Below are 26,576 nucleotides of genomic sequence, written 5' to 3'. Positions count from 1 at the left end.
GCTCAACCTGGGCAACGCCACCGGGCACCCGTCCTTCGTGATGTCCAACTCCTTCGCCGACCAGACGCTGGCCCAGATCGAGCTGTTCACCAAGCCCGAGCAGTACCCCACCGGCGTCTACGTCCTGCCCAAGCACCTGGACGAGAAGGTCGCCCGCCTCCACCTCGACGCCCTCGGGGTGAAGCTGACCACGCTGCGCCCGGAGCAGGCCGCCTACCTCGGCGTCGAGGTCGAAGGCCCCTTCAAGCCCGACCACTACCGCTACTGACGGGCCAACCCGGCCACCGGCCGGTCAGCCCCGCTCCCGCAGGCCCCCGCCCCTACGGCGGGGGCCCCCAACTCCCGCCCCCGCCAACGCCCTTGACCCGCCACCCCGCCCTGTCGTGCCGTGGCGGGCCCGGCGGGGCGGGGCGGTCCACACCAGTCAGACGCGGCCCGCCGCCCCACCCGCCGGCCGCGTCCCCAACGAAGGAGGAGCGATGCCCACAGCCGCAGAAGGCCCCACCGCCGCACAAGGCGCCACACCGGCAGAAGGCCCCACCGTCGCAGAAGGCGCCACGGCCGCAGAGGGCGCCACCGCCCTGAACGACATCGGCGAGGCGCTGGCCCGGGCCGGCGCGGCCTCGCTGAGCGGTGAACGCGCCCAGCTGGCCGAGGGGCTGCTGCGGGCGGCCCTGTCCAAATGGGAGGACCCCGCCACCCGGCCGCAGCTCCTGGCCGCCTTCAGCGCCGTGTTCGCCGGGGAGGAAGGCGCCGCCCGGATGCGGGACTTCATGTCCCAGCAGATCTTCCAGCAGCTGGCCGCCTCCCTCGACGAGCCGCCCAAAGACTTCCAGGAGGTCGCCGCGGCACTCGGCGTACCGCCCCTGAACATCAACGCCGCCCAGGCCCAGGTGTGGGGGGTGGCCGTGCTGCGCTACGTCGTGAAGCTGGAGCCGCTCGCCTCCGCCACGGTCGACGAGGTCGTCGCCCACATCGCCCCCACCATCCAGCGCTACCTGGTGGGCTGAAACCCCCTGCGACAGCCCCCCGTTCCGCTGTGCGGCACACCACTTGGGGCCGCGCCCTCACATTCGGCGGCGCTGTTTCGTCGTACCGGTGGAGACGGACGCCACCCCGCGAACAGCAGGGGGCGGACAACTCACCGGCACGGGCCGCAACGTCCGCGCGGACACCCTGCTTGGGTCGCACTTTATTCGGAGGAAGTAATCAGGCCATGAGTACTCTCGACAAAGAGTCCACGGGCGGGGCGGAAGCCCCCGCTGCCGACCCGCGGCGATGGAAAGCGCTGGCCATTTTGGCGGCGATTCAGTTCATGCTCGTCATGGATGTCACGATCGTGCTCGTCGCTCTTCCCGAGATCGACAAGGATCTGACCTTCAACCCGACGGGCGATCTCGCCTGGGTGATCAACGGCTATGTGCTGACGGCCGGTGGATTCCTGTTGCTGGGCGGCCGGCTGGCCGACATGTACGGCCGCCGCAAGATCTTCATGCTCGGTGTGATCTTCTTCGGTGTCGCCTCGGCCACCTGCGGCGCGGCGATGTCCTCCGGAATGCTGGTCTCCAGCCGCTTCGTCCAGGGCCTGGGCGAGGCCCTGTGCGGCCCGGCCGCGCTCGGCATGATCCCCGTGCTGTTCCCCGACGCCAAGGAGCGGATGAAGGCCCTGGGCGTGTGGGGCGGCACCGCGGCCCTGGGCGGCGTCATCGGCTCGGTCGTCTCCGGCGCCCTGACCGAGTACGTCGACTGGCGCTGGATCTTCTACATCAACATCCCCATCGCGATCGCCGCGCTGATCCTGGTGCCCAAGGTCATGCCCGAGAGCCGCATGGAACGCGAGGGCCGCAGCGTCGACTTCGTCGGCGCGGTCACCATCACCGGCGGCCTCGTCGCGGTCGTGTACGGCCTGATCAAGGCCGCCGATCACGCATGGGGCTCCTCCACCGTCCTCGTCCCGCTGCTCGCCGGCATCGGCGTGCTGCTCCTGGCGGCCCTGTGGGAGACGCGCATCTCCGACCCGATGGTGCCCATCCGCTTCTTCACCAACCGCACCCGGGTCACCTCCAACGTCGTGACCCTGGCCCTGCTGGCCAGCTTCCACTGCTACGCCTTCCTGCTCATCCTCTACATGCAGAAGGTCCTGCTCTACTCCCCGATCAAGTCGGGCATGGCCGTGGTGCCGCTCGCCTTCGCGATGGGTGCCGGCATGGGCGTGGCCTCCGCCCTGATGCCCCGCATCGGCGTCAAGGCGGTCCTGGCCATCGGCTTCTTCGGCGCCGCCGCGGGCCTGGTCGTCGCCTCCACCCTGGAGGCCGACTCCACCTACCTCAACGGCGTCCTGCCCGGCATGATCGTCTTCGGCCTGTTCAGCGCCATGTGCTATCCGGCCCTGGTCAACGGCGCCCTCTACCAGGTCACCGGCAAGGACTCCGGCCTGGCCTCCGGCGTGCAGACCGCCATGCAGCAGATCGGCGGCGCGCTCGGCCTGGCCACCCTGGTCCCGCTCGCCATCCGCTACACCACCGACCACGTCGGTGACGGCGTCCTGCCCACCGTCGCCCAGTCCGACGGCGCCGCGCGCGCCTTCCAGGTGGGCGCCGTCCTGGTGGCCATCGCCGCCGTCCTGGTCATCCTGCTGATGCAGAAGGTGGACGCCACCCCGCGCAACGTCCTGGCCGAGGCCGACGCCGACGCCGACCCCGACGAGGAGGCGGTGGCCCAGCCCACCACCACCGGCGTCTGAGAGCTGCCGGCCACCCCCGAGCCGGCTTGCCGCACCGCCCCCGGGTCCTGCACCGGGGGCGGTGCTGTGTTGTTTTCCGGCTCTGGGCCGGGGGCGGTGCGGGGGTGGCCCCGGGCCCCGGCCCTGGGGCGCTGTGTTGTTCCCGAGCCCTGGTCCGGGGTGGTGCTGTGTTGTTCCCGAACCCCGGTCGGGGGTGGTGTTGTGCTGTTCCCGAGCCCCGGCCCGGGGCGGTGCTGTGTCGTTCGCGGGCCTCTGTTCGGAGGCGGCGCGGGGGTTGTCCCTGGGCCCCGTCCGGGGAGGGGGCGTTGGGGCGTTGTGCTGTCCTCGGGCAGGGCCCGGGGCGGGCTCGCGCGGGTCGCGGCAGACGGCTGACGGAGCGTCACCCTGCCTGCTGCGGCGCCTGGTTGGCGCCCTTTCCGCAGGCCGGTACGGGCGAGTGACCCACACCACTTCGAGGCGCCCTAGGCGCGGAGTCGCCCCGCGTGTCACTATTCCAGTGCATCCACCCTGCCCAAAAGCATGACAGCGGCGGGGGATTGAGGGCCAAAAACCGCAGGGCGCCGGGCGCCCCCCTTCCCGTACGGCGAGACGATTCGATTCCCGCCGCCCCCGGGGGCTGCGAAGGGAGTGCGGGCCGGCATTCTTCGCCCCGCGCGCCGATATCTTTCGCTTCCCTCGCACTCGCCCGGCGAACCCGTGGCGGCATTCACCCGGCGGTATTCATCCGGTGGCATTCACCTGGTGCCGGGCACCGGAAATGGGCCCCGCCCCAACTCCACGGCGCCTTCGCCGCGGTGTCCTGCCTCATTCCGTCCGACATGTCTGGATGATGCGATCTCCATGCAGAAACGACCAGGGCAGCCGAGCACGCCGACACCACCGCCCCCAGCCCCGGCCTCGGCGGTGGCCCCGGCCCCGGCCCCGGTGGAGGCTTCCGTCCGCCGGGCCCGCACCGTCGGCGTCGGCCGCGCCCACGCCAAGACCATCCTGCTGGGGGAGCACGCCGTGGTCTACGGCGCGCCCGCCCTGGCGCTGCCGGTGCCGCAGCTGCCCGTCACGGCCAGCGCCGGCTGGTCCGCGCCCGGCCCGCACGGCGCCGGGGAGGTCTCCTTGACGATGACCGGCTCCCCCTCCCGGCCGGTGGCCACCCAGGCCTCCGACGGGCTGCGCCGGCTGACCGCCGAGTTCCGCACCGTCATGAACATCTCCCGCGACGTGCACCTCGAGGTGATCCTGGACTGCGCCGTCCCGCCCGGCCGCGGCCTGGGCTCCAGCGCCGCCTGCGCGCGGGCCGTGGTCCTGGCGCTGGCCGACCTCTTCGGCCGCGACCTGGGCGAGCAGCTGGCCTTCGACCTGGTGCAGAGCGCCGAGAACGTGGCCCACGGCCGCGCCAGCGGCGTGGACGCCACCGCCGTCGGCGCCCGTGGCCCGCTGCTGTTCCAGCAGGGCCGGTCCGAGGAACTGCCCATCGGCGGCGAGGGGTTGTTCATCGTCGCCGACAGCGGCGAGGTGGGCCGCACCAAGGACGCCGTCGCGCTGCTGCGCGCCGGCTTCCAGCAGCACCCCGGCGCCCAGCAGCGCTTCACCGACCGCGCCACCCACCTGACCGGCCAGGGCGCCCGCGCCCTGTGCACCGGCACCCTGACACACCTGGGCCCGCTGCTGACCGACTATCACCAGCTGCTGAGCGAGGCCCGGTTGAGCACCCCGCGCATCGACGCCCTGGTCCAGGCGGCCCTGACGGCCGGCAGCCTCGGCGCGAAGATCACCGGAGGCGGCCTGGGCGGCTGCATCATCGCACTGACCCCCTCGGAACAGGCCAGCGCCGTCACCCAGCAACTGCACGCCGCCGGCGCCGTCCAGACCTGGGTCCTGCCCCTGAAGACCCGCACCGACCACAACACGCCCCGCCCCTGACCCGGCGCGCCTACCTGACGCAGGGGTTCCTCGCGGACCCGGGGCACGTCGCGGCTCTGCACCGTTGCGCGGCGGGCGGGGCGCGGCGGCTCGCGCAGGACCTCGTCGTACCTACGTCCCGGTCCTGAACCGGCGCCCCTGGCACAGGGGTTCCTCGCGGGCCTGCGGCACGTCGCGGCTCTGCACCGAGGCGCGGGCGGGGCGCGCGGGCGGTGCGCCCCGGTCCTGAACCAGCGCCCTGGCGCGGGGTTCTTTGGGCCTGCGACACGTCCCGGCTCTGCACCGAAGTGCGGGCAGGGCGCAGAGGCTGGCGCAGGACTTGGTCGTACGTTCCGGTCCTGACCCGGCGCCCCCTGGTGCCGGGTTCTTCGCGGGCGGGCCTGCGGCACGTTGCGGCTCTGCACCGTTGCGCGGGCGGGGCGCGGCGGCTCGCGCAGGACCTCGTCGTACGTCCTCGTCCCGGTCCTGCACCGGCATGCCCTTCGCGGGCCCGCGGGCAGGGCCGGCTGTCCGCGCACCACTACGCACCCCACCCACCGACCCACTCACTCGCACCCATCCATCCGCACACCCGAGAGGAGCAGGCACATGAGCGGCAGCGCAGTACCCGGCACGGGCGCCCGTGTGCCGTCCCGCCGACACCGGGGGGATGACGGCACCACCGGCGCGCCGCCCCGCCCCCGCACCGGGGACAGGGACAGCGCCGTACGCAACGGCACCCCGCGCACCGGCAGCCCGCGCCGCAGCGGTCTGCTGCCGGCGGCGGGCCGGCAAGGAGGCGGCATGGCCGCGGGCCCCGCCCAGCTCGCATGGTGAACGGCTACCGCCCGCCCCGCGACAGCGGATGACGGCCGGCGCACGAGGGACACGCGTGAGGCCCGCGTGCCGGATCACCCCGGCCGCCGCCCGCCCCGCCGTCCGCCCGCTCACCCTGCGCGCACCCGCCCCGCGCCCGCCCGGCCGCGCCCTTCGGCGCACCCCGGGCCGGCCGCCGCCCGGTCGAGGACCCTCCCGGTCCTGCGGGGCATGCGCCCGGAGCATCCTGGGCCACCTGCCCGAGACGGTGCTCCCCGGCCGGAGGCAGCCGGCGCCGCCCCCGCGGCCCGCCGCGCACCCGGTCCGCCCCGTTGCGTGACCAGCAGAAACGGTAGACATGACAGCGACACATCGCACGGTGTGCGTGGTAGGCGCCGGACCGCGTGGACTGTCCGTACTCGAGCGCCTGTGCGCCAACGCCCGCTCGCGGCCCCCGCACCACACCGTCCACATCCATGTGATCGACCCCTACCCGCCCGGGCCGGGCAAGGTGTGGCGCACCGACCAGTCCCCGCACCTGCTCATGAACACCGTGGCCGGCCAGATATCGGTGTTCACCGACGCCAGCGTCGACCTGCACGGGCCCCTGGAGCCGGGGCCGAGCCTGCACGAGTGGGCCCGCGCGCTGGCCGCCGGCGAGATCGGCGGCGACCACCCGGCCGAGGTGCGCGAGCAGGCCCGCACGCTGGGCCCCGACACCTACCCCACCCGCGCCTTCTACGGCCACTACCTGCGCTGGGCCTACGACCGCATCGTGGCCGGCGCACCCGCCACCGTGCAGGTCACCGCCCACCGCGCCCTGGCCACCGCCCTGGACGAGGAGGACACCACCGCGCCGGGCGCGGGGGACACCGCCGTCCCGGGCGCGGAGGGCCTCGCCGTCCCGGCCGCGGAGGACACCACCCTGGGCGCGGAGGGCCCCGCCGTCCCGGCCGCGAAGGGCGCCTTCGGTCACGGCCGTCAGCGCGTGACCCTGAGCGATGGCACCGTGCTGCGGGGTCTGGACGCGGTCATCCTGTGCCAGGGCCATCTGCCGGCCCTCGCCGACGGCGCCGAGCGGGACTTCGCCGCCCGGGCCCGCACCGCGGGGCTGCGCCACATCGCGCCGGCCAACCCCGCCGACGTCGACCTGGACGTACTGGCCCCGGGCAGCACCGTGCTGCTGCGCGGTCTGGGGCTGAACTTCTTCGACTACCTGGCCCAGCTCACCGCCGGCCGCGGCGGCACCTTCACCCGCGCCGGCGGCCGCCTGCTGTACCTGGCCTCCGGCCAGGAGCCCCGGCTGTGGGCCGGCTCCCGGCGCGGCATCCCCTACCAGGCCCGCGGCGAGAACGAGAAGGGCCCCCACGGCCGCCACGAACCGCTGCTGCTCACCCCCCGGCGCATCCAGGAACTGCGCGCCGCCCACCCGCACGGCCTGGACTTCAGAGCCGACCTGTGGCCGCTGATTGCCCGGGAGGCCGAGACCGTCTACTACACCAGCCTGCTCAGCTCGCGCGGGGACGCCGGCCGGGCGGCCCGCTTCCGGGCCGACTACCTGGCCGCCGCGGCCGGGCCGGAGCAGACCGACGCCGTCCTGGAGGGCTACGGCATCGGCGACAAGGACCGTCTCGACTGGGACCTTTTGGCCCGCCCCTACCGCCACCGGCAGTTCACCGGCCCGCACGACTTCACCGGCTGGCTCCTGGACCACCTGCGCCAGGACGTCGCCGAAGCCCGCTCCGGCAACGTCAACGGCCCCCTCAAGGCGGCCCTGGACGTCCTGCGGGACCTGCGCAACGAGATCCGCCTGGCGGTCGACCACAACGGCCTGCACGGCGACTCCCACCGCACCGACCTGGACGGCTGGTACACCCCGCTGAACGCGCACCTGTCCATCGGCCCGCCGACCCGCCGCGTCGAGGAGATGATCGCGCTGATCGAGGCCGGCGTGTTGCAGGTCGTCGGACCCGGCCTGCGGGTGGACATCCACCAGGGCCGATACGCCGTCCACTCCCCGCTGGTGCCCGGCTCGGCGCTGCACGTGGAGGCCCTGGTCGAGGCGCGGCTGCCCGCGATCACGCTGCGCCGCACCGGCGACCGGCTGCTGCGGCAGCTGCGCGACAGCGGCCAGTGCACCGCCCACCGCATTCCCGTCCGCGGCCGGGAACCCTACGTGAGCGAGGGCGTGGCCGTCACCCGGCGCCCGTTCCACCTGATCGACGCGGCCGGCCGGGCCCACCCGCGCCGCTTCGCCTTCGGCGTGCCCACCGAGTCGGTGCACTGGGTGACGGCCGCGGGGATCCGCCCCGGCGTCAACTCGGTGACCCTCACCGACGCCGACGCCATCGCCCGCGCCGCCCTGACCACACCGCCCCCACCCCACACCGACACACCCCCACCCCCGGCACCGGGAGCAACAACGCCCCCGCCCCGCACCGACACACCCCCGCCTCCGGCGCCGGGGGCGACACCGCCTCCGCCCCGCACCGACATACCCCCGGCCCCGTCACCGGCACCGGCGCCCGCCCTGGCACCGACCCGGCAAGCAGAGCAAGGAGCCACCCATGCCCACTGACCCCCCGCCCCCCGCGCAGGCAGAGCCCCCCGCGCAGGCAGAGCCCCCCGCGCAGGGGGCGCCCGCCGCGCCGGGGGCGCCCACCACGCGGGGGGTAGCCCCCGCCGAGGCGGGACCCGCTCGGCAGGTGGTACCTCCTGCCGAGGCAGCACCCGTCATGCAGGGGGCGCCCGCCATACGGGCGGTAGCCCCCGCCGAGGCGGCACCCGTCATGCAGGAGGCGCCCGCCATGCAGGCGGTAGCCCCCGCCGAGGCGGCACCCACCACGCAGCCGGCCCCCGCCCACGCCACCCCCGCCCCGCAGGCGGTACCCCCTGCCCAGGCGGCACCCGCCGCGCAGGCGGCCACCCCCTCCCCGGCGGTGTCCCCCGCCGAGGCGGCGCCCGCTACGCAGGCGGTACCCGCCCAAGAGCCCCTCGCCGCGCAGGCGGCCACCCCTTCCCCGGTGCCGCCCGCCGCGCAGGCGGTAGCCCCCGCTCAGGCGACCCCCGCCCAAGCTGCCCCCGCCCCGCAGGCGGTACCCCCTGCCCAGGCGACCCCCGCCCCGCAAGGGGCGCCCCCCGCCGAGGCAGCGGCCCCCGCCACGCAGGCGGTACCCCCTGCCCAGGCGACCCCCGCCCCGCAAGGGGCGCCCCCCGCCGAGGCAGCGGCCCCCGCCACGCAGGCGGCCCCCGCCCAGGCGCCCCCCGCCCCGCAAGGGGCGCCCGCCACCCAGCCGCCCCCCGCCGCGCGGGCAGCCCGGCTGGATTCCGGGCTGCTCGCGCCGGTCTGGGCCGATGCCCCCGTGGCGGACGCCGTGTCCGACGGCGCGTGGCTACAGGCCATGCTGGATGCCGAGGCGGCCCTGAGCCGGGCCCAGGCCCGGCTGGGCACCGTGCCCGCGGCCGCCGCCCAGGTGATCACCGCCGCCGCCCGCGCCGAGCGCCTGGACCTCGCCGCGCTGGCCGTCCAGGCCCGCCAGTCCGCCAACCCGGTGGTCGCCCTGGTGAGGGAGTTCACCGCACTGGTGGCCGCCCAGGACCCGGACGCGGCCGCCTACGTCCACCGCGGCTCCACCAGCCAGGACATCTTCGACACCGCGGCCGTCCTGGTCGCCCACCGGGCACTGCGCCTGATCCGCGCCGACCTGCACCGGCTCCAGGAGGAGCTGGCCGCCCTGGCCCGCACCCACCGCGACACCCTCATGGCCGGCCGCACCCTGGCCCTGCACGCGGTGCCCACCACCTTCGGGCTCAAGGCGGCCGGCTGGCGCCACCTCGTCCTGGACGCGGCGGACCGGCTCACCGCGCTCAGCGCGCACGCGCCGGTCCAGCTCGGCGGGGCCGCCGGCACCCTGGCCGGCTACCTCGCCCACGCCCCGGGCGCCGACCCCGGCGCCTACACCACGGCCCTCACCCAGGCGTTCGCCGACGAACTGGGGCTGTGTGCCCCGCTGCTGCCCTGGCACGTGCTGCGCACCCCTGTGGTGGAGCTGGCCCACGGGGCCGCGTTCACCTGCACCGCCCTGGGCAAGATCGCGGTGGATGTGCTGTCGCTGACCCGCACCGAGGTCGGCGAGGTCCACGAGCCGGCCCCCGCCGGGCGCGGCGCGTCCTCGGCGATGCCGCACAAACGCAACCCCGTCCTGGCCACCGCCATCCGCTCCGCCGCCCTGCAGGCACCGCAGCTGGCGGCGGGCGTGCTGGGCTGCATGCTGAGCGAGGACGAGCGCTCCGCCGGCGCCTGGCACGCCGAATGGGAGCCGCTGCGCGCCCTGCTGCGGCTGGCCGGGGGAGCGGCGCACCAGGCGGTGGAGCTGGCCGGCGACCTGTCGGTGGACGCCGGGCGGATGCGCGCCAACACCGCCCTGACCGCGGGACAGATCGTCTCCGAGCGGATCGCCGCCGCGCTGACCCCGCTGCTGGGCAAGGCCATGGCCCGCGAGGTGCTGGACGCGGCCTCCGCCCGGGCCGCGCGCACCGGCCGGCCGCTGGCCGAGGCCCTGGCCCAGGACGAGCGCGCGGCGCCCGCCCTGAACGCCGCCCGCCACAGCGACCTGTTCGCCCCCCAGGCCTACACCGGGGCCGCGGCCGCGCTGACCGAGCGCGCCCTGTCCCGCACGCCGCTCGCCGCAGGCGAGCCCGCAGGCCCGGCCGCCGCCGGCGAGCACCTCCGGTGAGCCGGGCGGCGGCCGCAGCCCGCCCCCCCCCGGCCCCCGGACGGCAGCCGGCACAGCCGGCACAACGGGCACAGCCGGGGGAGGGGGGTCAGCGCTGGCGCTGGAGAGCGATCTCAGTGAGCTCTTCTATGTCGAATTCTGAGCGCCCTGGGGTGCCGTAGCGGGTTATCTTGCCCCGGCTCACCCACTTGCGGATGGTCGCTTCGGACACGCCCGTGGCCAGAGCGGCCACATTCGTGGGTACGAGCCTGTGGCGCGGGGGGCGGTTCATGCGGCGTCCTTCCGTTGCCGGTCCATGAGGTGTCGGATGGTGAGCAGTTCGCGCATTTCCCATGAATGTCCTGACGTACAGCCGATACTGCCGCGGACGGCCTGCGCGTGCCGCGGCGAGGTATTGATCGTTCCCGGGCAGTTGTCCACGACGCACCCGATGACGGGCACTTCGCGCTCATCGGATTCCGGGTCGATGGCGCGCAGCGATTCCAGCCGCAGACTCTCGACCTCGTCGGCGAATTCAGCCGCCGGCGGCTGGGTGGTGAGCCACTCCAGATGACGGATCAAAAAGCACGCCTGGTCCGGAACCGAACGGCCCGGACAGACCGCACCGAGCTTTTCCGTGACGAAGCCGGACCACGCGTCGAGGATGCCCGAAATATTGTTCCTGGCGTCGAGTGCGGAAATGTTCAGGTGATCCCGCCTGCGGCTTCCCGACACCTTTGTCGGATTCCGCCGCCGGGACGTCGGAAGAATGTGGTGCAGTCCTTCCTGGTGAAGTCCGGGAAGGGTGCGCAGGTGACGTTCCAGCTGCTCGATGCAGGGGGTGCAGAGGACGGAACCGGCGGCGGCGGGGGTTTCCTGAGCATGGTTCCTGGGGCATGAGTGAAACTCCATTGAATCTCCTTCATGAGCTGACGCGCCCCGCAGCCGGCCCGGAGCGCAGGGCTCCGTGCCGGATGCCGTAGTGAATGCTGGATCGATGGTCCCCGGGGGAGGAGGCGCGGCCGGAGCCCCAGAACATGGGCCGCAGAAAGACGCCGCGATACCGCGGGACGGTCTTTTAGGAAATTCCGGCGTACGAAACGGAGCCGACCCCTCGGGTGCAGGCCCTGATGTGCTCTCTGGATATGGCCGTCATGCGCCTTCCATCCCCCCGTTGTTGCCCCGAACCCCACGGCTGCCTAGCCGCAGCCATGGGTGCACTCGGAGAGTTCCATGAGCGGTCGGGGAGTGTCAACGTGCGTCCCGCCGGGAAGAGAGCGGTAATCCGGCGGCGTGTAAATTTTTCATTTCGTAATCGATCTGCCCTAAAGGGGAACTCTAGATTCCTCTTTTCTGGAGGGAAACTCCAGGGGTTCTTCAGACCGCCCGGCCCCGGCGCCCGCCCCGCTCCCGGCGGGCCGCCGCCCGGGCCGCGACCGGACTCGGCGGCGGCCCCCCGGCCCCCGCCGCTGTTACCGCCCACCCCCCCCGTGTCCGACTTCAACGCAAGGAAAAAGCTGTGGCTATGGAAATGGCCTGTATCGGTAGCGACCAGGAATTGGCCGCATCGGCGCGCCGCACCCGCGAGGAACTGCTGGAGCGGATGGAGGACCGTTTGCGGTCCTTCCTCCGCGCCGAGCACGAATTATGGGCGGAGGTGAACGAACGGGCGGTCGGCGCCGTCACGGCGCTCACCGACCTGGTCGCGGCGGGCGGCAAACGCATCCGGCCCGCCTTCTGCATCGCCGGCTACCTCGCCGCCGACGGCGACCCGGACGACCCCGCGGTGGTGTCGGCCGCCGCCGCCCTGGAACTGCTGCACGCCTCGGCCCTCATCCACGACGACGTCATCGACGCCTCCAGCCACCGGCGCGGCCTGCCCACCGTGCACGCCCGGCACTCCGCGCTGCACGGCCGCAACGGCTGGCAGGGCGAGTCCCGCCGCTACGGCGAGGGCGTGGCCATCCTCGTCGGCGACCTGGCGCTGGTCTACTCCGAGCAGCTGATGGCCGCGGCGCCCCCCGCGGTCCTGCCGGTGTGGAGCACCCTGCGCTCGGAGCTGATGATCGGCCAGTACATGGACATGACCGCGGCCGCCGAGTTCCTGGTCGACCCCCGCCTCTCCCGCTGGATCGCCCTGGCCAAGTCCGGCCACTACACCATCCACCGCCCCCTGGTCGTGGGCGCGAGCGCGGCCGGGCGGGCCGATCTGGCCCCCGCCTTCGCCAAGTACGGCGAAGCGGTCGGCGAGGCCTTCCAGCTCCGCGACGACCTGCTGGACGCCTTCGGCGACTTCGCCCAGACCGGCAAACCCGCCGGCCTCGACTTCCGCCAGCACAAGATGACCCTGCTGCTGAGCTGGGCCATGCAGCGCGACGCCCGCATCCACCGCCTGATCACCGAACCCGGCCACACCCCCGACGAGGTGCGCCGCCGCCTCGTGGACACCGGAGTCCCCGACGACGTCGAAAAACACATCGCCGGCCTCGTCGAACAGGGCTGCGAGGCCATCACCGACCTTCCCATCGACCCGGTCTGGCGCACCGAACTGACCACGATGGCCACCCAGGCCGCCTACCGCACCACCTGACCCCCTCCGGCCCGCCACGGCCGGTGCCGAACGGTGCCGGCCGGTGGGCCCCGGCCGGCCGTGGCGGGCCGGGGCCGCCTCGGCCCCGCGTCCGCGCGGGCACGGGGGCAGGCCCGCGGCGCGCCTCGGGGCCTGCCCCCGCCTCCCGGCCCCTCTGCCCGGTTACGGTCAACTGGCGCCCGGCGGCGTACAGTTCGGCGCGACGGGTCCGCCGCGGAGCGGCTGCGGAAGAGCCCCCGCCGCGATGGACACGCCGCCCCATCCCCGGCACCGTCACCGGCCTCGCACCGGCACGGCAGCACCGGCACTGGCACCGGCATCGTCCCCGCCACCGCCACCGCCACCGCCACCGGCACCGGCACCGGCACTGGCACCGGCACTGGCACCGGTACCGGCTCCGCCACCGGCACCGGACCGATGCAGGAACTGGCTCCGGCACCGGAGCCTGCACCCGCATCGCAGGAACCGACACCGACACCGGCTCCGCCGCCAGCCTCGCCCCGGCACCGCATCCGGCACCAGCGTGACCCCGGCTCCGGCTCAGGCACCGGAGCCTGCACCTGCACAGGAGGAGCCGGCGCCGGCACCGGTACCCCCGCGTGCCCCGGAGCCGGCTGGAGCCGGGGTGCTCGATGTGTGGCGGAGGGAGCGTCGCGGGCGCCTTGAGGCGCGCTTGAAGCCGTGGGCCGGTCCGGGCCGGCCCGTGCCGGGCGCCAAGACGCCGGGAGGGGCCGGGGCAGGGGTGCTCACCAGGCAAGTCGGGCCCCGGGCACGGCTGTTGGGGGTATCCGGCGGCCGGACCGCGGGCGGGGACGGCAGCCGCCGCGCGGCACCGCGCAGTTGCGCGAAGCGCACCGCACGGGCCGCCCCGCCCCGCATGATGCAACCACGAACGCACCGGAAGGGCGGCCAAGATGAGTGGGGACGCACGCGGCGTCGACGGGAGCAGCGGCCGCGGCCACGCCGTGGTGATCGGTTCGGGCTTCGCCGGACTCACCGCGGCCCGGGCCCTGGCCAACTCCGTGGACCGGGTCACCGTGATCGAACGCGACCCGCTGGGCCCCGGCCCTGCCCGGCGCCGGGGCGTGGCCCAGGCCCGGCACACCCACACCCTGACCACCGCCGCCCAGCAGGGCCTGGAACAGCTCTTCCCCGGCATCGGCGGCGACCTGCGGCGCGCCGGCGCCGTCGAGGTCGGCCTGCCGAACGACGCCCTGGTGCTGGGCCCGGCCGGCTGGCTGCCCCGCTTCACCTCCGGCCTGACCATGCTCAGCGCCGGCCGCGACCTGATCGACGCGGTGCTGCGCGAACGCCTGCGCGCCGAGCCGGCCGTGCACTTCCTGCCCGGCCACGAAGTACTGGCCCTGCACCCCGACCGCCACGGCACCGTCACCGGCGTATGGGCGCGCGCCCGCAACCGCCACCGCCCCGGCGGCTGGGACACCGAACACCTGATAACCGCCGACTTCGTGGTGGACGCCTCCGGACGCCACTCACGCGCCCCCGCCTGGCTGGCCGCCCTGGGCTACCAGCCGCCGTCCGAGACGGTGGCCGCCACCCGCACCACGTACGTCTCCAGCGTGTTCGCCCCGCCCGTCGGCCATGTCGCCGACTGGCAGAGCCTGCTGCTCATGGCCGGCCCCGACAACCCCCGCCAGGGCATGCTCACCCCCCTCGAAGGCGGCCGCTGGTCGGTGACGCTCACCCTCCCCGAGGGCGAGAAGCCGCCCGCCGACCACGCCCAACTGCTGCACGCCGCGGGCAAGCTGCGCCACCCGCTGCTGCGCGACCTGCTGCGCACCGCCACCCCGCTGGGCCCCGTCTATGCCTGCACCGGCACCGACAACCGCTGGCGCCACTACGAGAAACTGCGCCGCTGGCCCGACCAGTTCCTGGTCATCGGCGACGCCCTGGCCGCCGTGGACCCCGCCCACGGCCAGGGCATGACCCTGGCCGTGCAGGGCGCCCTGGTCCTGGACCACGTCCTGGCCGGCCACGGCACCACCGTCGGCCTGGCCTACCGGCTGCGCCGCGCGCTGGCCCACCGCCTGGCCCCTGCCTGGCAGGCCAGCACCCGCCACCTGACCACCAGCATCGCCCCCCGCCCGCCGCGCGGCCTGCGCGCCCGCCTGGCACGGCGCTACACCGCCCGCCTCGCGGCCCGGGCGGCCACCGACCCGCACGCCGCGACCCGGCTGCTGGCCCGCCTCCAGGCGGCCGGCCCCCTGGCCGCCGTCCCCCGCCCCCACCCGTCCGCCTCCACCGTCGCGGGTACGTCCGGCCGCCCGGCGCCGCCCAGCATCACCCACGGCGCCCACGCCCGGCGCCGCACCGCCCCGGCCGTCCCGCCCGCCATCGGCATCGCCACCGGCTCCGCCCGGCTGCACCCGGCCGGCTCCTCGGCGCAGTGGCCCGCCCCCGCCCCGGCCGGCGAGGGCCGCCACCCCTGAACCCGAGAACCCAGGAATCCGGAAGCCCGGGAACCGGGAGGCGGCCGCAGGCCGTCCGGGGCGCCGACATAGGCTTCGGGCATGACAACAGCGCAGCAACTACCCGCTGTCAACGCCGACTTGAGCGGCCCCAGGGGGGCGCGCGGCACCAACTCCACCCACTTCTCCGCCCTGTTGGGCGCGCCTGAGACCACCGGGCGACGGCGCCACTTGAAACTCGCTCAAGAAACGGTCGAGTTGAGACCGGATTCCGGCTCGAGCTCGGTTGTCGGGCCGCCGCGGGTGTCGATAGCGTTCGACCCGCTTCAGGGCACGGGCCCGTTTGCGCCGCTGCAGGCCGCCCCCGCCACCGGCTGCTCACCGGCCGGCCCGGGTGTGCCTGTGACCACCGAGCGGCGAGGGGAGGGCGCGCGGGCATGAGCATCACCGAAGATGCGCCGCAGCGGGAGCGGACCAAGGCGCCGCAGGGCGAACGCATCGCCGACTGGGCGGACGGCCGGCTCGGGATCTACCAGTGGCGCACCCTGATGCGCAAGGTCTTCCCCGAGCACTGGTCCTTCATGTTCGGCGAGATCGCGCTCTACAGCTTCATCATCCTGATCCTCACCGGCCTGTACCTGACCATGTTCTTCAACCCGAGCATGGCCCACACCGTCTACGAGGGCCCGCACGTCCCGTTGCAGGGCGTGCAGATGTCGGAGGCCTACGCCTCCACCCTGCGCATCAGCTTCGAGGTGCGCGGCGGCCTGTTCATCCGCCAGCTGCACCACTGGGCGGCCCTGACCATGATCGCCGCGACGATGGCGCACACCCTGCGCCACTTCCTCACCGGCTCCTTCCGCAAGCCGCGCGAGCTGAACTGGCTGATCGGCGTGGTCCTGCTGGTCCTGGTCACCCTGGAGGGCTTCCTGGGCTACTCGCTGCCCGACGACCTCCTGTCGGGCACCGGCCTGCGCATCGCCGAGGGCGTCACCCTGGCCATCCCGCTGGTCGGCACCTACCTGACGATGTTCCTGTTCGGCGGCGAATTCCCCGCAACAGACGTCATCCCCCGCTTCTACAGCCTGCACATCCTGCTGCTGCCCGGCATCATGCTGGCCCTGGTCACCCTCCACCTGATCCTGGTCGTCTACCAGAAGCACACCCAGTTCCGCGGCCCGGCCCGCACCGAGAAGAACGTGGTGGGCCAGCCCCTGATGCCGCACTACGCGGCCAAGGCCGGCGGCTTCTTCTTCCTGGTCTCCGGCGTCCTGGCGCTGATGGCCGGCATCGCCCAGATCAACGCCGTGTGGGTGTACGGGCCCTACCGGCCCGACCAGATCTCCCAGGGCTCCCAGCCCGACTGGTACATGGGCTTCCTCGAAGGAGCCCTGCGCGCCTTCCCCGCCTGGGAGTTCGCTGTCGCCGGCTACACCGTCAACATGGGCGTGCTGATCCCGGCCGTCGTCCTGCCCACCCTGCTGATCGGCATCGCCTGCCTGTGGCCGTTCATCGAGGCCTGGATCACCGGCGACAAACGCGAGCACCACCTGCTGGACCGGCCCCGCGAGCAGCCCACCCGCACCGCGTTCGTCTGCTCCCTGGCCGCCTTCTACCTGGTGCTGTTCTTCGGCGGCTCCAACGACATCCTCGCCGAACGCTTCCACCTGTCCATGAACGCGATCACCTGGGCGGTACGCATCGGGGTCTTCGTCGTCCCCGCCCTGACCTACGTCATCACCAAGCGGATCTGCATCGGCCTGCAACTGCGCGACCGCGACAAGCTCCTGCACGGCCGCGAGACCGGTCGCATCAAGCGGCTGCCGCACGGCGAGTTCATCGAGGTCCACGAGCGCCTGGAGCGCGGGCAGGAGTACATGCTGCTCTCCCGCGAGGTGCCCCGGCCGCTGCCCGCCCCGGTGCGCGAGGACCGCGACGGCGTGCCCAACCCGCGCTCGCGCAAGGACATGCTGCGCCACCGGCTCAGCCGCTGGCTGTCCGACGGGCAGCTGCCCAACCCCACCCCGCAGGAGATGCAGCAGGCCCTGGAACACCTCGACCCCGCTTCCTCCAACGGCCACCTGCCCCCGGCCGCCCGGCCCGACGCCGTGGAGGAACGCGAGCCCGAGCGGCAGCAACCGCACTGACCCCACGGCCCCAGGGCCGGACCACGGACAGCGGCGCGGGCGACCAGGGGACGGGTCACCCGCGCCGCCCCCATGCCCCCACCGCCGGCCAGGCCCCCACTCCGGCGGCACCGACGCCCCCCGCCTCGTGCGGGAACCCCCTGCGCCTGCCGCCCGCCCGCCTCATGTTGGGCACACCCTCGTGGGGCCGGGCTGGTGGGGGAGTGCGGGCGGGGCGGGGAGCCGCCCGTCAGCTGTCAACCAGCGCCCTTGTGAAGCGGGTTGAGCCCGCCCCTCGTATCACCGGAGTGCGCTTGCTTCCAGCTCCGGCGTGCGAGCGCGTCCGGGCCGGGCGGCGGGAGTGGGGTGGGGCCGCGTACGGGCGGGTTGGGCCCACTCCTCGTATCACCGAAGTGTCCTAGCCTCTGGCCTCGGCCGTGAGCGTGTCGGGGCCGGGTGGCGGGGTGGGGCGTATGGGCGCGGGAGCCGCCTGCCAGCAGCAACCACCCGCCGCACGAGTCCAGTTGGGCACGTCCTCCTCGTAACACCGGAGTGCCCTTGCCTCCGGCCTCGACGTGCGAGCGTGTCCGGGCGGGGGAGTCACCTGCCAGTAGTAGCCAACCAGCCGCCCGGTTAGGCGAGTTGGGCACACCCTCGTACGTGTCGGGGGCGGGAGCGGGGGAGTCGCCCGCCGGCTGTCAATCACGTGCCCTCCGGGTGAGGTGGGCCCGCCTTCCTCGCCTCGCCCCGCCGGAGTGCCCCCGCCTCCGGCCCAGCCCGCGAGCGTGTCCGGGCCGGGCGGGGGAGTGGGGGTGGGGCGGCGCGCGGGGTTGTCACCCGCGAGCCGTCAACCCGCCGTCTGGCAAGGACGTCAACCCACCGCCTGGCAGGGCGAGTTGCCCCGCTCCGTATCACCGGAGCGCCCGCCCCGCCCCCCTTCCCGCCCCGCCCCCCTTCCCGCCCCGCCCGCGACCGGCGCCGGTGCCGGTCGCCGGGGCGGGGGGAGTGGGGCGCGTGCGGATCCGTTTGGGGTGACCCACGTCACTTTGTAGGGCCCTTGGTGTGCGGCCCGGCCCGTGTCACTATTTCTGCAGACCTCCCCTGCCCAAAAGCCGTGCCCCCTCCCTGTCGGAGTGAGGAGCCCCTGGCCGCCGGGGAGTTGTCGCACCGCACGGGCCCCAGATCTTCTCCCCGCCCCGCCCTGTCCCGTCCCCGCAGGGCTGCTCGGTGACGGGGCCGCGGCCCGTGCCCCCTCTGACACCCCCCTCGCGGGCACACCGGCCGAGGCCGCCGTGTGCCCGCCGCTGCGCGGTGCCTTCGCGGCCCGGTGCCAGGCCCTGCCGCGCCCGCCCCGCCCTGCCCCGGCGCCTCTCGTCGCCCCCAGCTCCACCGCGTCCGCGCGCCCCCACCGCGTCCGTGCGCCCCACCGCGGGCCGCGCACGCGCTTGCAGGACGATCACCGCCCGGCGCACGGACCGCAGCCGCTTCCACCCGGCTCCCGGCTCCCGGTGCGCCGCCCGTACCGTGCCGCCGCTCACCCGGGCGCCGAAGAATTCACCTATGGAGGAATGATGTCGGGAAACGCCGATGTGGCAGGTGTCTACGCTGCCGTCGAGGAATCCGCCGGGCTGCTGGACGTGTCCTGCGCACGCGAGAAGGTGTGGCCCATCCTGGCCGCGTTCGAGGACGTGCTGCCCACCGCCGTGATCGCGTTCCGGGTGGCGACCAACGCCCGCCACGAGGGCGAGTTCGACTGCCGCTTCACCGTGCCCGGCAGCATCGACCCCTATGCCGTCGCCCTGGACAAGGGCCTGACCCAACAGAGCGGCCACCCCATCGAAAAGCTCATCACCGACGTGCAGCAGCACTGCGCGATCGACAGCTACGGCGTCGACTTCGGCGTCGTCGGCGGATTCAAGAAGATCTGGGTGTACTTCCCCGGCGGCCGGCACGAGAGCCTCGCCCACCTGGCCGAGATCCCCTCCATGCCGCCCAGCCTGGTCGCGACCGAGAGCTTCTTCGCCCGCTACGGCCTGGCCGATCAGGTCGACCTGATCGGCATCGACTACGCCAGCAGGACGATGAACGTGTACTTCGCCGCCTCGCCCGAGGTCGTCTCCGCCCCGACCGTCCTGGCGATGCACCGCGAGATCGGCCTGCCCGACCCCAGCGAGCAGATGCTCGACTTCTGCGGCCGGGCCTTCGGCGTCTACGCCACCTTGAACTGGGACTCCCAGAAGGTCGAGCGGATCGCCTACAGCGTCAAGACCGAGGACCCCCTGGAGCTCTCCGCCCGGCTGGGCGCCAAGGTCGAGCAGTTCCTCAAGAGCGTCCCCTACGGCATCGACACCCCCAAGATGGTCTACGCCGCGGTCACCGCCGGCGGCGAGGAGTACTACAAGCTCCAGTCGTACTACCAGTGGCGTACCGACAGCCGGCTGAACCTTTCGTACATCGGCGGCCGTTCCTGACCCGCACACCCCCGCCCCAAGCCCGGCACCACCACTTCGAAAGGGACCAGCCGCAATGACAACTGAAGCCACCCTCGCGCGCTTTCGCGAATACATGGTGGGCCCCTCGCGGTTCATGAGCCTGTTGTCCGTCTTCGAGCTCGGCCTCGTCGACCGGCTGCGCGAGCGGCCCGGCCAGAGCGCGGCCGAGCTCGGCGAGGCCGTCGGCGCCAAGCCCGACGCGGTCGAGCAGCTGATGTTCCTGATGGTCAAGGAGGGCTTCGTCGCCCAGGACGAGGAGACGGGCGGCTACCGCCTGGACGCGCTCGCCGAGGTCGCCGAGAGCGACCTCAAGCGCGCCCTCACCTACATGAACATGATCAAGGTGGTGGCGCTGCGGCAGCTGTTCTACCTCACCGACAGCGTGCGCACCGGCACCATCGTCGGCCTCAAGGAGCTCTACGGCGCCGGCGAGGGCACCCTGTACGACATCGTCGCCGACCACAGCGACCTCAACGACGCCTGGCTGACGCTGATGAACAACGTCACCGCCAACATCGACCCCTGGTTCTTCGCCAACATCGACGTCCCGGCCGGTGCGCAGGTCCTGGACGTGGCCGGCAACACCGGCCTCGGCGCGATCCACACCTACCGGCACAAGGCCTCTCCGGGGCTGAAGGTGACCACCTTCGACCTGCCGGAGAAGGAGAGCACCTGCCTGGAGAACTTCAAGCAGCACGGGGTGGCCGAGCACTGCTCCTTCATCGGCGGCAACGTCTTCGACGAGATCCCCACCGGCTTCGACACCGTCCTGATCAAGCACTTCCTGGACATGTTCGACAAGGACGACGTCTTCACCATCCTCAAGGGCGTGCACCGCTCCCTGGAGCCGGGCGGCCAGGTCCACATCATGGTGCCGGTCTACCCCGAGGACATCCGGGACACCGACAACTACAACGTCGACTTCTTCCCGGCCTTCTTCATCGGCTGCACCATGGGCCAGGGCGGCCCGCAGAAGATCTCCACCTACCAGAGCTGGCTGGAGGAGTGCGGCTTCAAGGTCACCAAGGCCATCACCAAGGACCCCGCCGAGGTGCCCCGCGACGTCATCCCCGTCCAGGCCATCCTGTGCGCCACCAAGGTCTGACCGGCCGAGCTGCTGACCGGCTGACCGGCTGACCGCATCCGCCCCGCCCGCACCGGGCCCCGCTGCGAACCCGCGCCGAGCGCACATGGAGGAGAGATGTCCCCAGACACTGGGATCGAAGAGGTGTACACGGCCATCGCCGCGGCGGCCCGGCTGGCGTCAGTGCCCTGCGCGCGCGAGAAGGTCCACCCCGTGCTGAGCGCCTACGGGCAGGGCCTGGAGCGGGCCGGGGTCGTCTACAGCATCTCCACCAGCCAGAGCGCCCCGGCCGAGCTCGACTACACCGTCACCGTGCCGGCCGCCGGCCCCGACCCCTACGCCACCGCGGTGCGGCACGGCTTCGTCACCCCCGACGGCCACCCGGTCCACTCACTGCTCCCGCACCTGCAAAACCGGTGCGAGATCAGCGAGTACCTCGTCGACGGCGGCGTCGTGGGCGGCTTCAACAAGATCTACGCGCACTTCCCGCAGGACGTGCAGAAGATCTCCCGCCTGGCGGACCTGCCCGGCATGCCGCCCGCCCTGGCCCGCTGCGCCGGCCTGCTCGAACGGCACGGCCTGACCGACGTCGCGATGATCGGCATCGACTACCCGCGCCGCACCCTCAACCTGTACTTCACCGACCTCTCCGACGAGTGCCGGGCCCCGGAGACCCTGCTGTCCCTGCACCGCGAGATCGGGCTGCCCGCCCCCGGCGAGCCGATGCTGGACTTCGCCCGCCGCTCGTTCAGGATCTACACCACCCTGAGCTGGGACAGCGCCGGCATCGAGCGGATCTGCTACGCCCCGCCGCCCGCCCGCGGCTGGGACCCCGATGCGCTGCCCGCCCCCGTCACCGCGCAGGTGCGGGCGTTCGTGGACGGCGCCCCGCGCGCCTACGAGGGCGAGCCCATCGTCATCGCGGCCGTCAAGTGGGCGCCCGAGGGCCACTACCTCAACCTCGGCCCCTACTACCAGCTCTCCCCGCTGATGCGGAAAGTGATCAGCGCGGTCCACAACCAGGAGATCTGACGCCCCGCCACTCGCGCCTTGCCTGAGCCCGGAATGATTCCGGCTCGGGCAATTCGCTTTCCAGCCCGCCCCCTTTTACCGCCCCAGGGGGCATTCCGTGCTGCTGCCACCGGTGCATGCCCCACCATGCCCATATTAAAGTTGAACGTTACACCTATTCAGTAGCGTAACGTCAGAACGGTGTTGATCTGCCCTGCTGGATCAGGCAAGATCACTCACGGCCGACAGGGGGGGAACACTACGCCTGCCGCGTGTCCCCCCAAATTCACTCAGCAAACACAGAAGGGGACACCCATGTCTGATTCCGCCACGGGTCAGGAATTCACCGACGCCGCCGAACTGCGCCGCCGCAACCGCGCCACCGTCGAGCAGTACATGCACACCCGCGGCCAGGACCGGCTGCGCCGGCACGAGCTGTTCACCGAGGACGGCCGCGGTGGCCTGTGGACCACCGACACCGGCTCCCCCGTGGAGACGGTCGGCCGCGACCGCCTGGCCGAGCACGCCGTGTGGTCACTGAAGTGCTTCCCCGACTGGGAGTGGTACAACATCCAGATTTTCGAGACCCAGGACCCCAACCACATCTGGGTGGAATGCGACGGACGCGGAAAGATCTGCTTCGGCGATTACCCCGAGGGCTACTACGAGAACCACTTCCTGCACTCCTTCGAACTGGACAACGGGAAGATCAAGCGTAATCGCGAATTCATGAACCCGTTCCAGCAGCTCCGTGCGCTCGGCATTCCGGTGCCCGAGATCAAGCGCACCGGAATTCCCACCTGAAAAACCACCCCCACACCGCTGGATCGGAGTACGTCATGGAAGACGTTATACGGGAGATTCGTATCCGCGGGGCATTGCAGCAACCCGACTGGAGCGACCTTTCCCAGCTGAACCGGGTGGGCGAGGCCCTTGCCGCCCGCCCCCCGCTCGTCCAGGGCGACGACCTGGCCACCCTGCGCACCCTGCTCGGCAAGGTCGCCCGCGGCCAGGCCATGGTCCTGCAATCCGGCGACTGCGCCGAGGACCCCCAGGAATGCACCCCCCGCCACGTGGCCCGCAAGGCCGCCCTGCTCGACCTGCTCGCCGGCCAGCTCGGGTTGATCACCGGCCAGCCGGTGCTGCGCGTGGGACGGATCGCGGGCCAGTTCGCCAAACCCCGCTCCAAGCCCACCGAAATCATCGACGGCCTCGAACTGCCCGTCTTCCGCGGCCACATGGTCAACGGCCCCGAACCCGACGCCGAAAGCCGCCGCCCCGACCCCCTCAGAATCCTCACCGGCTACATGGCCGCCGGCGACATCCTCGAACACCTGGGCTGGCGCGAACGGGCCGCCGGCCGCGACACCGTCGAACCCCTGGTGTGGACCAGCCACGAAGCACTGCTCCTTGACTACGAGATGCCCATGCTGCGCACCGACGACAAGGGCCGCCTCTTTCTGGGCTCCACCCACTGGCCCTGGATCGGGGAGCGCACCCGGCAGGTCGAGGGCGCCCACGTGGCGCTGCTCGCCGAGGTCAGCAACCCGGTGGCCTGCAAGGTCGGACCCACCATGGAAGTGGCCGAACTGCTGGCGCTGTGCGAGAAGCTGGACCCCTGGCGCGACCCCGGCCGCCTCACCCTCATCGCGCGGATGGGCGCGGATGCGGTCGCCGAGCGGCTGCCGCGCCTGGTGGAAGCGGTCCGCGAGGCCGGCCACCCCGCCATCTGGCTCAGCGACCCGGTGCACGGCAACACCATCACCGCACCCGGCGGCTACAAGACCCGCATGGTCGACACCGTCGCCCGCGAGATCACCGGCTTCGTCCAGGCCGTCCGCGACGGCGGCGGCATCCCCGGCGGCCTGCACCTGGAGACCACCCCCGACGACGTCACCGAGTGCGCGAGCACCGAGGCCGACCTGGAGAAGGTGGGCGAGCGCTACACCTCCTGCTGCGACCCCCGCCTCAACCCCACCCAGGCCCTGCACGCCGTCAACGCCTGGCCCGCCTGACCCCCACCCCCCCCGCATCCCAGCCACGCATCAAGTCCAAGGACTGGAACCATGACCGGCATACCCCCCATCAGCCCCTACCCCCTGCCCGCCGAGGGCGACCTGCCCCCGGCCGCCGTGTCCTGGACCGCCGACGCCGACCGCGCGGTCCTCCTCGTCCACGACATGCAGCGCTACTTCCTCAAGCCCTTCCCCGACGGCCTGCGCCAGGACCTGACCACCAACGCCGCCCAGCTGCGCGACCGCTGCGCCGCCCTGGGCATCCCCGTCGCCTACACCGCCCAGCCCGGCGGCATGAACGACGAACAGCGCGGCCTGCTCAAGGACTTCTGGGGCCCGGGCATGCGCCCCGCCCCCGAGGACCGCCAGGTCGTCGACGCCCTCGCCCCCACCGAACAGGACTGGCTGCTCACCAAGTGGCGCTACAGCGCCTTCTTCAAGACCGACCTGCTCCAGCGGATGCGCGCCGCCGGCCGCGACCAGCTCATCCTGTGCGGCGTCTACGCCCACGTCGGCGTCCTGGCCACCGCCATCGACGCCTTCACCCACGACATCCAGCCGTTCTTCGTCGCGGACGCCACCGCCGACTTCTCCCACGACTACCACCGCTCGGCCCTCACCTACGCCGCCGAGCGCTGCGCCCGGGTCACCACCGTCAAGGGGCTGTTCACATGACACAGACACCACCCACCCCCACCACCCCCGCCCCGCGGGCCGCCGACCTGCTGGACCAGGCGCTGGACGGCCACGCGGAGGCCTTCGCCCTGCTGCACCGGCCCGGCACCACCGGCCCGGGCACCGTGGAGGTGCTGACCGGCACGGTGTCCCTGCCGGCCACCCTGGCCGACATCCCGCTGCCCGACGCCCCCGCCCCCAACGCCGCCCCCCACCACGAAGTCCTGGTCCTCATGCCCTACCGGCAGCTGGCCGAACGCGGCTTCGCCTGCGCCGACGACGGCACCCCACTGGTGGCCATGACCGTCACCGGCCAGCAGCAACTGCCCCTGGACCAGGCCCTGATGCGCCTGCCCGACACCCCCACCCCGCTCTCGGGCGGCGACTTCGACGTGGACGACGCCGCCTACGAAGACGTGGTACGCCGCATCACCAAGGAGATGATCGGCACCGGCGAAGGCGCCAACTTCGTCATCAAGCGCACCTTCGTCGCCGACATCACCGACTACAGCCCCGCCAGCGCCCCGGCCCTCTTCCGCCGGCTGCTGGAACGCGAATCGGGCGCCCACTGGACCTTCCTCATCCACACCGGCAGCCGCATCCTGGTCGGCGCCTCACCCGAGCGCCACGTCAGCCTCCAGGACGGCACCGCCGTCATGAACCCGATCAGCGGCACCTACCGCTACCCGCCCTCGGGCTCCACCCTGGAAGGCGTGCTGGAATTCCTCGGCGACCGCAAGGAGACCGACGAGCTCTACATGGTCCTCGACGAGGAACTGAAGATGATGGCCCGCATCTGCGACACCGGCGGCCGCGTAGTGGGCCCCTACCTCAAGGAAATGGCCCGGGTCGCCCACACCGAGTACTTCATCGAGGGCCAGACCGACCACGACGTGCGCGACATCCTGCGCGAGACGATGTTCGCCCCCACCGTCACCGGCAGCCCCCTGGAAAGCGCCTGCCGCATCATCCACCAGTACGAGCCCGGCGGCCGCGGCTACTACAGCGGCGCCGCCGCCCTGATCGGCCGCGACGCCCGCGGTGAGCGGGTACTGGACTCCGCCATCCTCATCCGCACCGCCGACATCAACGACCAGGGCCGCATCGCCATCGGCGTCGGCGCCACCATCGTGCGCCACTCCGACCCCGCCTCCGAAGCCGCCGAGACCCGCGCCAAGGCCGCCGGACTGGTCGCCGCCCTCAACGGCGACACCACCACCCGCTTCGCCGACCACCCCAGCGTCCGCCGCGCCCTGGAACTGCGCAACGACACCATCGCCGGCTTCTGGCTCTCCGACCTGCACGACCGCGGCGCCGCCCTGCCCCAGCTGGCCGGCCGCCGGGTCCTGGTCGTCGACGCCGAGGACACCTTCACCTCGATGATCGACCAGCAGCTGCGCTCCCTGGGCCTGCACGTCACCGTGCGCCGCTACGACCAGGACTACACCTTCGAGGGCCACGACCTGGTCGTGATGGGCCCCGGCCCCGGCGACCCGCAGGAAGTCGCCCACCCCAAGATGCACCACCTGCACACCGCCGTGGCCACCCTGCTGCGCGAACAGCGCCCCTTCCTGGCCGTCTGCCTCAGCCACCAGGTCCTGGGCCTGCAACTGGGCCTGCCCCTGCGCCGCAGGAGCGTGCCCAACCAGGGCGTCCAAAAGGAGATCGACCTGTTCGGCACCCCCGAACACGTCGGCTACTACAACACCTTCGCGCTGCTGAGCGACGACGAGGAGTTCACCACCCACGGCGTGCCCGGCGTGCCCGACGGACAGCGGGTCCAGGTCAGCCGGGACGCGGCCACCGCGGAGGTGCACGCCCTGCGCGGACCGGGCTTCGCCTCCCTTCAGTTCCACCCCGAATCCGTCCTCACCCGCCAGGGCCCGCGCATCGTGGGCACCGTCCTGGCCGGCCTCCTGGCCCCCGCCCGCACCCCCGACCCGGCCTGAGCGGGCCCACCCCAAGGCCGCCGGGCCGGCGCCCT

18 protein-coding genes are annotated in these 26,576 nt (G+C 73.1%); 17 read left to right on the top strand and 1 reads right to left on the bottom strand.

Annotated elements, in window-relative coordinates; translation table 11 throughout:
• The 7 genes from ACZ4Z4_RS27120 to ACZ4Z4_RS27090 form a co-directional block, all read left to right on the top strand.
• On the top strand, positions 1 to 268 hold a 268-nt coding region (locus ACZ4Z4_RS27120), incomplete at its 5' end, for an adenosylhomocysteinase (protein ID WP_468332519.1).
• A 211-nt stretch (positions 269 to 479) separates the two neighbouring features.
• A complete protein-coding gene (locus ACZ4Z4_RS27115; protein WP_468332516.1) occupies positions 480 to 1,010 on the top strand; it encodes a TetR/AcrR family transcriptional regulator in 531 nt (176 codons plus the stop codon).
• Between the two features lie 206 nt (positions 1,011 to 1,216).
• Entirely contained in the window at positions 1,217 to 2,743 is a 1,527-nt protein-coding gene (locus ACZ4Z4_RS27110) for an MFS transporter (protein ID WP_468332513.1), read from the top strand.
• A gap of 840 nt (positions 2,744 to 3,583) precedes the next feature.
• Positions 3,584 to 4,660 (top strand): mevalonate kinase, encoded by a 1,077-nt coding sequence (mvk, locus tag ACZ4Z4_RS27105; RefSeq protein WP_468332510.1) that lies wholly within the window; start codon positions 3,584 to 3,586, stop codon positions 4,658 to 4,660.
• Between the two features lie 588 nt (positions 4,661 to 5,248).
• Entirely contained in the window at positions 5,249 to 5,476 is a 228-nt protein-coding gene (locus tag ACZ4Z4_RS27100) for a hypothetical protein (protein WP_468332508.1), read from the top strand.
• Between the two features lie 337 nt (positions 5,477 to 5,813).
• On the top strand, positions 5,814 to 8,033 hold the full coding sequence (locus tag ACZ4Z4_RS27095; protein ID WP_468332506.1) for an FAD/NAD(P)-binding protein: 2,220 nt from the start codon (positions 5,814 to 5,816) through the stop codon (positions 8,031 to 8,033).
• A 742-nt stretch (positions 8,034 to 8,775) separates the two neighbouring features.
• Complete coding sequence (locus tag ACZ4Z4_RS27090; protein ID WP_468332558.1) at positions 8,776 to 10,191, top strand: nitrosuccinate lyase; 1,416 nt, start codon at positions 8,776 to 8,778, stop codon at positions 10,189 to 10,191.
• Between the two features lie 267 nt (positions 10,192 to 10,458).
• Here ACZ4Z4_RS27090 and ACZ4Z4_RS27085 read toward each other — a convergent pair whose 3' ends face one another.
• Positions 10,459 to 11,082, bottom strand: coding sequence for a hypothetical protein (locus ACZ4Z4_RS27085; RefSeq protein WP_468332504.1), 624 nt, complete (start codon positions 11,080 to 11,082; stop codon positions 10,459 to 10,461).
• 613 nt (positions 11,083 to 11,695) lie between these two features.
• On the opposite strand from ACZ4Z4_RS27085, the gene ACZ4Z4_RS27080 reads away from it, so the two are divergent.
• From ACZ4Z4_RS27080 to ACZ4Z4_RS27035, 10 genes are all read left to right on the top strand, one after another.
• Positions 11,696 to 12,760 carry a polyprenyl synthetase family protein gene (locus tag ACZ4Z4_RS27080; protein ID WP_468332555.1) on the top strand — a complete coding sequence of 355 codons (1,065 nt, stop codon included), beginning with the start codon at positions 11,696 to 11,698 and terminating at the stop codon, positions 12,758 to 12,760.
• 914 nt (positions 12,761 to 13,674) lie between these two features.
• Complete coding sequence (locus ACZ4Z4_RS27075; RefSeq protein WP_468332502.1) at positions 13,675 to 15,210, top strand: FAD-dependent oxidoreductase; 1,536 nt, start codon at positions 13,675 to 13,677, stop codon at positions 15,208 to 15,210.
• A 416-nt stretch (positions 15,211 to 15,626) separates the two neighbouring features.
• Positions 15,627 to 17,336: a cytochrome bc1 complex cytochrome b subunit gene (gene qcrB, locus ACZ4Z4_RS27070; protein WP_468332500.1), complete on the top strand. Its 1,710-nt coding sequence runs from the start codon at positions 15,627 to 15,629 to the stop codon at positions 17,334 to 17,336.
• A gap of 1,568 nt (positions 17,337 to 18,904) precedes the next feature.
• Positions 18,905 to 19,786 carry an aromatic prenyltransferase gene (locus tag ACZ4Z4_RS27065; protein ID WP_468332497.1) on the top strand — a complete coding sequence of 294 codons (882 nt, stop codon included), beginning with the start codon at positions 18,905 to 18,907 and terminating at the stop codon, positions 19,784 to 19,786.
• Positions 19,787 to 19,841: 55 nt separating this feature from the next.
• Positions 19,842 to 20,912: a methyltransferase gene (locus tag ACZ4Z4_RS27060; RefSeq protein WP_468332494.1), complete on the top strand. Its 1,071-nt coding sequence runs from the start codon at positions 19,842 to 19,844 to the stop codon at positions 20,910 to 20,912.
• Positions 20,913 to 21,008: 96 nt separating this feature from the next.
• Positions 21,009 to 21,923: an aromatic prenyltransferase gene (locus ACZ4Z4_RS27055; protein ID WP_468332491.1), complete on the top strand. Its 915-nt coding sequence runs from the start codon at positions 21,009 to 21,011 to the stop codon at positions 21,921 to 21,923.
• Between the two features lie 294 nt (positions 21,924 to 22,217).
• On the top strand, positions 22,218 to 22,706 hold the full coding sequence (locus tag ACZ4Z4_RS27050) for a PhzA/PhzB family protein (protein WP_362999721.1): 489 nt from the start codon (positions 22,218 to 22,220) through the stop codon (positions 22,704 to 22,706).
• Positions 22,707 to 22,741: 35 nt separating this feature from the next.
• On the top strand, positions 22,742 to 23,917 hold the full coding sequence (locus ACZ4Z4_RS27045; protein WP_468332488.1) for a 3-deoxy-7-phosphoheptulonate synthase: 1,176 nt from the start codon (positions 22,742 to 22,744) through the stop codon (positions 23,915 to 23,917).
• Between the two features lie 51 nt (positions 23,918 to 23,968).
• Positions 23,969 to 24,592, top strand: coding sequence for an isochorismatase family protein (locus ACZ4Z4_RS27040; protein ID WP_468332486.1), 624 nt, complete (start codon positions 23,969 to 23,971; stop codon positions 24,590 to 24,592).
• Positions 24,589 to 26,541, top strand: coding sequence for an anthranilate synthase family protein (locus ACZ4Z4_RS27035; RefSeq protein WP_468332483.1), 1,953 nt, complete (start codon positions 24,589 to 24,591; stop codon positions 26,539 to 26,541). The genes ACZ4Z4_RS27040 and ACZ4Z4_RS27035 overlap by 4 nt, the downstream gene beginning before the upstream one ends.
• The last annotated feature ends 35 nt before the right edge of the window (positions 26,542 to 26,576 follow it).

The sequence above is a fragment of the Streptomyces sp. NPDC030245 genome (assembly GCF_055572995.1).
Note: the sequence above shows the minus strand (reverse complement) of the source record. Positions and strands in the feature narration are given on the sequence as shown.

Bases quoted from the DNA above. Each gene is read 5' to 3' on its own strand.
- ACZ4Z4_RS27055 (WP_468332491.1), top strand. From the start codon at position 21,009: ATGTCCCCAGACACTGGGATCGAAGAGGTGTACACGGCCATCGCCGCG.
- ACZ4Z4_RS27085 (WP_468332504.1), bottom strand. From the start codon at position 11,082: ATGGAGTTTCACTCATGCCCCAGGAACCATGCTCAGGAAACCCCCGCC.
- ACZ4Z4_RS27110 (WP_468332513.1), top strand. From the start codon at position 1,217: ATGAGTACTCTCGACAAAGAGTCCACGGGCGGGGCGGAAGCCCCCGCT.
- mvk (WP_468332510.1), top strand. From the start codon at position 3,584: ATGCAGAAACGACCAGGGCAGCCGAGCACGCCGACACCACCGCCCCCA.
- ACZ4Z4_RS27045 (WP_468332488.1), top strand. From the start codon at position 22,742: ATGGAAGACGTTATACGGGAGATTCGTATCCGCGGGGCATTGCAGCAA.
- ACZ4Z4_RS27100 (WP_468332508.1), top strand. From the start codon at position 5,249: ATGAGCGGCAGCGCAGTACCCGGCACGGGCGCCCGTGTGCCGTCCCGC.
- ACZ4Z4_RS27060 (WP_468332494.1), top strand. From the start codon at position 19,842: ATGACAACTGAAGCCACCCTCGCGCGCTTTCGCGAATACATGGTGGGC.
- ACZ4Z4_RS27080 (WP_468332555.1), top strand. From the start codon at position 11,696: ATGGAAATGGCCTGTATCGGTAGCGACCAGGAATTGGCCGCATCGGCG.
- ACZ4Z4_RS27115 (WP_468332516.1), top strand. From the start codon at position 480: ATGCCCACAGCCGCAGAAGGCCCCACCGCCGCACAAGGCGCCACACCG.
- ACZ4Z4_RS27035 (WP_468332483.1), top strand. From the start codon at position 24,589: ATGACACAGACACCACCCACCCCCACCACCCCCGCCCCGCGGGCCGCC.
- ACZ4Z4_RS27075 (WP_468332502.1), top strand. From the start codon at position 13,675: ATGAGTGGGGACGCACGCGGCGTCGACGGGAGCAGCGGCCGCGGCCAC.
- ACZ4Z4_RS27050 (WP_362999721.1), top strand. From the start codon at position 22,218: ATGTCTGATTCCGCCACGGGTCAGGAATTCACCGACGCCGCCGAACTG.
- ACZ4Z4_RS27040 (WP_468332486.1), top strand. From the start codon at position 23,969: ATGACCGGCATACCCCCCATCAGCCCCTACCCCCTGCCCGCCGAGGGC.
- qcrB (WP_468332500.1), top strand. From the start codon at position 15,627: ATGAGCATCACCGAAGATGCGCCGCAGCGGGAGCGGACCAAGGCGCCG.
- ACZ4Z4_RS27095 (WP_468332506.1), top strand. From the start codon at position 5,814: ATGACAGCGACACATCGCACGGTGTGCGTGGTAGGCGCCGGACCGCGT.